6 protein-coding genes are annotated in these 8,226 nt (G+C 59.8%); all 6 read left to right on the top strand.

The genetic code is table 11. From position 1 onward, the window contains the following. The first annotated feature begins 705 nt into the window (after window positions 1–705). Window positions 706–3,516, top strand: coding sequence for a CRISPR-associated helicase Cas3' (gene cas3, locus Q1V78_RS09370; RefSeq protein ID WP_300613895.1), 2,811 nt, complete (start codon window positions 706–708; stop codon window positions 3,514–3,516). A gap of 142 nt (window positions 3,517–3,658) precedes the next feature. After that, window positions 3,659–5,332, top strand: a complete 1,674-nt coding sequence (gene casA, locus Q1V78_RS09365; protein ID WP_300613893.1) for a type I-E CRISPR-associated protein Cse1/CasA — start codon at window positions 3,659–3,661, stop codon at window positions 5,330–5,332. Next, window positions 5,325–6,014 carry a type I-E CRISPR-associated protein Cse2/CasB gene (casB, locus tag Q1V78_RS09360; protein WP_300613891.1) on the top strand — a complete coding sequence of 230 codons (690 nt, stop codon included), beginning with the start codon at window positions 5,325–5,327 and terminating at the stop codon, window positions 6,012–6,014. The genes casA and casB overlap by 8 nt, the downstream gene beginning before the upstream one ends. Window positions 6,015–6,062: 48 nt before the next feature. Further along, window positions 6,063–7,193 carry a type I-E CRISPR-associated protein Cas7/Cse4/CasC gene (gene cas7e / locus Q1V78_RS09355; protein WP_300613888.1) on the top strand — a complete coding sequence of 377 codons (1,131 nt, stop codon included), beginning with the start codon at window positions 6,063–6,065 and terminating at the stop codon, window positions 7,191–7,193. Further along, window positions 7,193–7,915, top strand: coding sequence for a type I-E CRISPR-associated protein Cas5/CasD (cas5e, locus tag Q1V78_RS09350; protein WP_300613886.1), 723 nt, complete (start codon window positions 7,193–7,195; stop codon window positions 7,913–7,915). The genes cas7e and cas5e overlap by 1 nt, the downstream gene beginning before the upstream one ends. After that, window positions 7,912–8,226 (top strand): type I-E CRISPR-associated protein Cas6/Cse3/CasE (locus tag Q1V78_RS09345; RefSeq protein WP_300613884.1); only part of this gene is annotated, 315 nt, incomplete at its 3' end. The genes cas5e and Q1V78_RS09345, both read left to right, overlap by 4 nt.

The raw sequence follows: 8,226 nt of genomic DNA, 5'->3' as shown, positions 1-8,226 counted from the left end.
AGCCCGCGAGGATGGAGGCAGGGAGGAACAGCTTTTGGGTCCAGCCCCAATTGATTCGCATGGTCTTGCCCAGCAAGACCATCACGCCTAGCAGCACGAGCGCTAGGCCGACTTGATTGGGTGTCAATGTTCCTCCTTGGGGTCATTTTGCGGCGCGGGTCACGCGCACGGAAAAATTTTGGCCTCGCCGGCGTGAGCGCGGACGAGGCGGGACGTGGCGCCGATCACGCTGTTCCTGGAAAGAATACGGCTTGTCTGTGTATTCCTCTGGGGTTTTCTGGACGCCAACTCGCAAAAGCTATGAAAAGCGTGCGTTGTCTCACATTATGAGGTATGCCACCCGTTACACGAAATTGGCGAGGGTTGTTGTCCGCCTCGGAGGAGCGCAATGCTGGCGGGGCTATAGCCAGACGAGTGGTTGGAGTGAAGAGGTAAAAAGCCTCAGGAATCCCCGCCAGTGCGGGGAGTAGCGAGCATTCGCTCAAGTCCCAAGGCTCATCCCCGCGGAGGTTAAGCGACGCGCCGCGCGCGACGCGGGGAGTGCGTTCCACGTTACGCGGTGTTATTCGCGGGAGCAAGAGTGCGCGACGGATAACAAAATATCTAATTGGGAATTTAGGGAATGTATGAAAGGGGAGAAATCCATTTCCCTGGCGATGGCCTTGGTCTAGAATAGCTTTTGCAACCCGAAGTACGGAGGATTTTATGACCAACCCCGGACACGCCGCTTCGGATTCGAGCGATCTCGTTCGAGCCCTGCAGACATGGCTCGATGGGGCGAGCCCACAACTGGCAGCATTATGGGCGAAATCTGGCGAGGAGGGGCATTACCTAAACCTCTCGCAGCACCTTGCCGACGCAGCAGCTGTGGCCGGTGAGGTCTATGACGTGTGGGTTGCGGATGCAACGAAGCGGCACCTGGCCGCAAAGCTGGGGCTGGAGAAAGATGAGCTCCAGCGGCTGGTCGTCTGGTTCACGGGTAGCCATGATGCGGGCAAGGCGACGATCTACTTTCAGCGCCTCCTCGAAAAGAAGCCCGAGTATGAGTACCTGCTCAATGCTGTCGATGACGCGGGGCTCCCCTTGGAGAAGGGATACCGCGAGGCTGGGCTCCAGGCTGTGCCACACAGCGTAGCCTCGCAGGCGATCGTTGCGCGCTGGCTCGATTCGGCCACCGATCTCGCCAGGTCTAAGCGTCGGCGGCTGGCCTCCATCGTGGGAGCGCACCACGGCACTCCTCCGGTCGACATCGGTCTCCTCCATGACATTGAGGACATGCTGGAGGGATACCCTGAGCCCTGGTTGAAGGTGCACGAGGAATTGCTGGATGGCATTGCTGCGGTCACAGAGATCCGACCAGTGCTCGAGAAGATGGCAACTCCGAGGGCTCCCGAGCTGCAGCTACTCACCGGCATAGTGGTGTTCGCGGACTGGATTGCATCCAACGTGGATGCTTTTCCCTTGGACGCTCAGCCGATGAAACAGCGGCTGGTGGAAGGTATGGCGGCGACGGACATCACCGAACCGTGGGCGCCTGCACGGCCGGTCGAGGATGTTGATGACTTCTTCCGGCGCTCCTTTGGCTGGCCCGGCGAGTTCCAGGCGCGAAGCGTCCAGCGGGCAATGGCTGAAGCAGCGCGAGCAACCGAGGGGCCTGCGTTGTACATCCTGGAAGCGGAAACCGGGGTGGGAAAGACCGAAGCAGCTCTGGCGGCTGCCCACCAGATCAGTGCACGCAATGGCGCTCAGGGGATCTACTTCGCTGCGCCAACCATGGCGACAGCCAACGGCCTACTGGAACGCACGATTAACTGGGCAGGAAATACCACGGACGAGCGGGTGGCGTCCTTGTACCTGGCCCACTCAAAAAACCAGCTAGCAGAGCCCTATCAGGAGCTGAGGAAGAATTACCAGCACATTGCCGAGGATGAAGCCGGTGGTGCAGCGGGCAGAGTGGTCGCTAGCCACTGGATGAGCGGGCGCCGGCGTGGCCTGTTGTCGAATATCGTGGTCGGAACCGTGGACCAGGTCCTCATGCTTGCTCTGATGCAGCGCTACTCCATGCTTCGCCATCTGGCGCTCGCCGGGAAGGTCATCATTTTCGACGAGGTGCACTCCTACGATGCCTATACCTCGGATTACCTCAAGACCACGCTGGAGTGGCTTGCCTATTACGGCGCCAGCGTGATTGTGATGACCGCGACGCTGCCGAGTGAGCAGCGGGAGGAACTTGCGGAGGCCTATAGCGGGCATTCCTTGAGTGTGAATTCGGATGCGTACCCGCGGATCACGGTGGTCACACAGGAAAGCGAAGAGGTGTGGGAGCCGAAAGCGTCGCCACAAAACTTGGATGCCTCGGTGCGAGTCATCGGAGACGAGGTGGGTGAGCTGAAGGGGTTGCTCGAGGGGCTGCTGGAGGACGGTGGCTGTGCGCTGATCATTTGCAACACCATCGCCAGAGCCCAGGAGGCTTACGAGGAACTGAAGGCGGACTATCCAGGCGAAGTGGAGCTGCATCATGCCGGTTTCATGGCCTGGGAACGATCCCAGCGAGAGGACCAGCTGCGCGAGGAGCTGGGACCTAAGGCGCGCCGGGGAGCCGGGCGGCCCTGGCGGAAGATTGTGGTTGCCACACAGGTCGCGGAGCAGTCGCTGGATATTGATGCGGACGTATTGATAACTGATCTCGCGCCCATGGACCTCGTGATTCAGCGCATTGGGCGGATTCATCGTCACCGCCGCCCCGTGGAGGACAGGCCGGAAGCACTGAGAGAGCCGAAGGTATTTATCCGCGGCGTGTCTGGGGGTGGCAAGGTTCCGGAACTGGATCGTGGTGCGCAAGCAATTTACGACCCGAAGATTCTGCTGGCCACGCTCCTATGCCTCCCGGACCGGTTCCGGCGCCCGGATGACACTGCACCGCTGGTGGAGGCGGTATACGGCGGAAAATACGAGGTGCCGGCGGCGTGGACCGAACTATGGACGGATGCGGAGCGGGAGAGTGAGACCCGCTCCAACCGGGCGCACGAGCGATCGAAGAGTTTCCGCATCGGCTCCGCTTCACTTGCCAAGGAGTTGAAAGAGCTGTTCTTCCCGAACGAGCGCACATCCAGGCTGCTCGGGGATGAAGAGCGCGGAGCCGCCCAAGTCCGCGATAGCGAGCCGACGGTTGAGGTGATCCCCGTTATGAGCACCGAATACGGCTACCGCTTGCTGGCTGACGGTGAGCCGCAGGAAATCCTGGATGGGGTTGCGCCGACATACGAACAAGCCCGGCTGCTCGCAATGAGTACGGTGCGTCTGCCGACCCGAATGACCAGGTACGACAAGGACTTTGAGGACGTGGTTGGTCAACTGGAAGAGACCACCCCTCCCGAGTGGCAGGAGCAGTACCTCCTCAAGGGGCAGCTCGCTCTTCCTTTGAATGAGACAGGCGAGGCGACCGTGGGAAGGTTCCGCGTGAAATATAGCTCTGAACTTGGGATTCAGGTCGGCTACCTGGCGAAAGGGGAGTGAGGAGAAAGTGTTGAAGACCGGTTTAACCGCCGCCGTTCGATTTTCGAAATGCGGAAAGCAAGCCATGTCCGGCGCCCCGCGTAAATTATTAGACAAAGCTGATGACGAACTAAGAGCGAAGAGTTAAGAAAGGAGCGAAGCCGTGGAACAGAACGAAAGCTTCAACTTGGTGCACCAGCCGTGGATGATTTGTCGAACCTCAAAGGGCACCGAGCTATTGAGCATCCGACAAGTATTTGACGGGAGTGCTCGACCGTTGGCCATCGTCGGCGACTCTCCGACCCAGGACTACGCAGTCCTGCGTGTATTGCTGGCGATCTTCTGGCGAGCCCACTACCACGAGTTCAAACGGCAGTATCCGGATCCCAAGAGCCGTCAGCATTTCGAGTGGGATGACTGGTTCCTTGACACCCGAGATGACTTGCGGCGCAGTGGTGAGGATGAGGTTGTCCTTGCGCACTTGGATGAGGTCGAAGATCGTTTTGATCTCCTGAGCCCAACCGTGCCGTTTATGCAGGTCGCTGACCTGCATACAGCAAAGAATACGAGCAGCAGCATCAGCCGGATCCTGCCAGACGCGGAGGGCGACTACTTCACCATGCGCACCGGCCCAGGGCGAGTCGCGATTAGTTATGCCGAAGCCGCACGCTGGCTGGTCCACGCCCAGGCCTACGACTACTCCGGCATCAAGTCCGGTGCGGTCGGTGACCCCCGAGTTAAGGGTGGAAAGGGCTACCCGATCGGCCAAGGGTGGTCGGGTTTCACCGGCGGGACAGTCATTCGAGGCGAGACTCTGCTGGAAACCCTGCTGCTTAACACCACGATCGAATGCGTCCCCGCGGCAGCGGAGACCGATCGGCCAGTCTGGGAGCGGGAGCCCGACACTGCCGCACCGCAAGACCTTGAGGCAACCGAGCCGAAGGGACCGGCCGATCTGGCGACTTGGCAATCCAGGAGGATTCGCCTGTTCAGTGAAAACGGCGGGGTCGTACGAGTTCTTGTCAGTAACGGTGATCGAATTCCGGACGCCGGCCTGAACATCTTCGGGGATCCGATGACTCCGATGCGCCACAGCAGTAACAAGTCCAAGAAAGATTTCGAGGCTTATTATCCGCGGCCATACGACTCGGCGCGGACGACCTGGCGCTCCTTGGATGCGCTCGTGGCAGTGGATGGGGATCCGGGCTATTCCAGCAGGCAATTGCCCCCAATCCGGCCCAAAAATATCGACAATGTGGCGGACATGTTGGAGAACCGCGAGGTTCTCGACGTGAACATCGTATCCATGGCGTATGGGGCGCAGAGCTCGAGCTATGGAACGGTAGTCAACGCGTCCATCGGCTTGCCGATCCATTTGCTGCGGAACTCCGAATGGAGCCGCGCGATCCGCAACGATGTTCGCAACAATGCCGAGGCCACCGGCAGAGCAGCGACAGCTGTGGGCTGGTTCGCGGGCCAGCTCTATGTGGCTGCGGGAGGCGAATACGAGTTCGGGGCCGATGCGGCCGATCGTCTCTACACCCGGCTTGAGCCGAAGTTCCACTCCTGGTTGCGCGCGCTGGATCCGGAAGACATGGAAAATCAGATGACCACGTGGCAGCACGTGGTGCGGCAGGAGGCTCTGAGCATCGCCAAGGACCTAGTCAATGGTGCAGGCCAGAAGGCTCTCATCGGGCGACTGGTGGGAAGCGACAGCGGCGAGCACATCGTGAACGCGGGAACCCTGCTCCAGCAGCTGAAGCGAAAGCTCGCTACGGAACTACCGCTGACGGTACCTGAAACGGTCACGACAGCAGAAGGAGAAAACAATGGCTGATCAGCTAGAAAAAGGCCTCGACGCCGTCGATGAAGAAGCGGCGGCTGACGGCGGCGCTGCAAGCTCGAAGGAAACCAGCCAGGGGCCCAACCTGAAGTTTGCTGTTGGGCGTACTGCCGAGGTGTTGCAGCGCGACTACCTCACTGGCGGCACTACCGCTGCCGCTCACGCTCGAGGCACGTTGGCGGAACTCCGCAAAGCCGGAGCACTAAAACTTGAGAGTCATCCACTGGCTTTGGAGACGGTGCTCATGGCGATGGTCGTTCCGCTCAGCGAGGGTGAGACAGGCAAGACCGATCAACCGACGCCATCGGAGCGGGCAGCATTCCATGCACTGACGCTATTTGGTCTGCACATGCAGAGTGCTCAGCAACCCATGCACAGCGAGGAGCGATCTTTCGCAGCCGCTTGCGGGCGGTTACACGCCGTCCTGGACTCTAAGTCCATCAAGCCTCGATTCGATGCAATGCAGTCGGCATTCGACGAAGAAACACGAATAATTCACCTTCGCAATCTTGTGAGCCTGCTGCGAGCGAACAAGATCGCGTTCAATTACGGCCAGTTTGCGTTCGACCTCCGGAGCTTGCAGAACCGACGCCACCGTAACGGTGTCCTGCTGCGCTGGGGTCGCGATTTCGCTTACGGAACCTTCCGAGGTCGTGCCAATGCGGAACCGGCCTAACACACAACTAAGCACCGCTTTCAACCACTAATCCGAAAGGAAACCTCAATGTCCAAGATCGTTGACATCTACGCCCTCCAGTCCCTCCCACCGTCCCTGATCAATCGAGACGACACTGGTGCCCCGAAGAACGCTATTTTCGGTGGCGTCCCGCGTCAGCGGGTTTCGTCCCAGTCCTGGAAGCGCGCCATCCGTCGCTATTTCGAGGAAAATTTTGATGCTACGGAAATCGGTGACCGCTCCAAGCGCCTCCCGGAGAAGATTGCGCGCCGTCTCGAAGCCCAGGGACTCGAACAGGACGCAGCTATTGAACGTACTGAACAGTTGTTCAAGGCAGCGGGTATTAAGACAGCCGTAGAGAAGAAGCCAAAGAAGGAAGAAGGTGACGAGGTTGAGGTGATCTACCCGCAGACTGGGTACCTGCTCTTCCTCAGCGCTCACCAGATCGATAACGCGGTGAAGGCTATCCTTGAACGTGATGGTGAGAAGTTCACCAAGCGCGAGGCCCAGGCAATCCTGGATCAGGATCACTCCGTGGATATTGCAATGTTTGGCCGCATGGTTGCCGATGACGCTGCCTACAATGTGGACGCCGCTGTCCAGGTTGCTCACGCGTTGGGCATTCACGAGTCTGCACCGGAGTTCGATTATTTCACCGCTGTCGACGACCTGGCAGAAGAAGGGGAAGAGACGGGCGCTGGCATGATCGGTACCGTTCAGATGATGTCCTCCACTCTCTACCGCTACGCAACGGTGAATCTTGAGGGATTGGCCGAGAACCTCGATTCCCGTGATGCCGCCAAGGTTGCTGCCGTGGAATTCGTGGAGGCGTTCATCGCGTCGATGCCCACCGGCAAGATCAATACCTTCGCAAACCAGACTCTGCCGGAGCTGGTCTACGTCGCCGTGCGTGATACGCGCCCAGTGTCGCTGGTAAACGCCTTTGAATCCCCGGTGGAAGCCACTGAGGAAAAGGGACGCCGCGAAGTTGGTGCAGAAGCTTTGGCTCAAGAGGCGACAGACGTGGAAAAGGTCTACGGATTTAAGCCGACAGCTGCTTTCGTCATGGGGCTGGGCCAGTTGGCCGAGCCGTTTGAGGGCATCGCAACTGAGGTTGCCCTTCCGGAGCTGAAGGAGCAGCTGAGCAGCGCCATCGACCAGCTCATGGGTGATGAGTAATGACACATTCCCTATTGCTCTTGCTTAAGGGGCCGATGCAGTCGTGGGGTGATGAGTCTCGATTCCATATTCGTGCGACTGCCACGACCCCGACGAAATCGGGGATCGTGGGGCTCATCGCCGCAGCTCAGGGCCGCCGCCGGACTGATGGTGTGGAGGACCTTGCGAAGCTGCGTATGGCTGTGAGGGTTGATCAGTCCGGTAGCTTGCTGCGCGATTACCAAACCGCGCAGCCGTGGCAGACCAAGCCGAACGCCAATGCCAGCCTCGTGACTCGCTATTTCCTGTCTGACGCGGCATTTGTTGCGGCTGTGGAGGCTGAGGACAAGGAGCTGCTCGATGGCATCGCGGAGGCTCTGCGCAGCCCGAAGTTTCCGCTGTACATGGGCCGCCGGTCTTGCCCGGTGCACCCGGGGCTCGTAATTGGGGTTGTTGAAGGCGATGCGGAAATAGCTGTGCGCGGGCACGCTACGTGGCACGCGACGAAGACCCACCGTAAGGAATCGCCTAAGACGGTTTCCCTGGCGATCTACCGGGATGCCCACCCCGGAGAGGGCGGATCGGTTCCCCGCCAGGACGTGCCGGTTTCTTTCAGCCCGGAGCACCGAAAGTACGGGTGGCGGGAAGTGATTCGTGCCGAGGATGTGGAGATTGATAACCCGGATGGTGACGAGAAGTTCGCGACGGGTGATGTGTTCTTTGAAACGGTGATGCGAGCATGACGACATTCACGAAGATTCGGCTTAACCCTCACCGGAGGGAAGGGCGAAAGCTGCTGAGCGACCCGCAGCGAATGCACGCCGCGGTGCGTGCGGCGTTTCCTCCTGAGCTGGACGAATCGGACGCTAGGGTGCTGTGGCGCGTGGACCCGGGTGAGCATGAGCATGTGCTGTATGTGGTGGGACCAGAGAAGCCGACGGGTGCGGTTCTGGTGGAACAGGCCGGGTGGGACACGCTTCCTGCGCAAACGGCGGACTATTCCCGGTTCCTGGGCAAACTCACTCGTGGGCAGCGGTGGCGCTTCGAGCTGGTG

Origin of the sequence: Corynebacterium sp. (assembly GCF_030152825.1) — a bacterium.
In the GTDB taxonomy this organism is placed as follows: Bacteria; Actinomycetota; Actinomycetes; order Mycobacteriales; family Mycobacteriaceae; genus Corynebacterium.
Note: the sequence above shows the minus strand (reverse complement) of the source record. Positions and strands in the feature narration are given on the sequence as shown.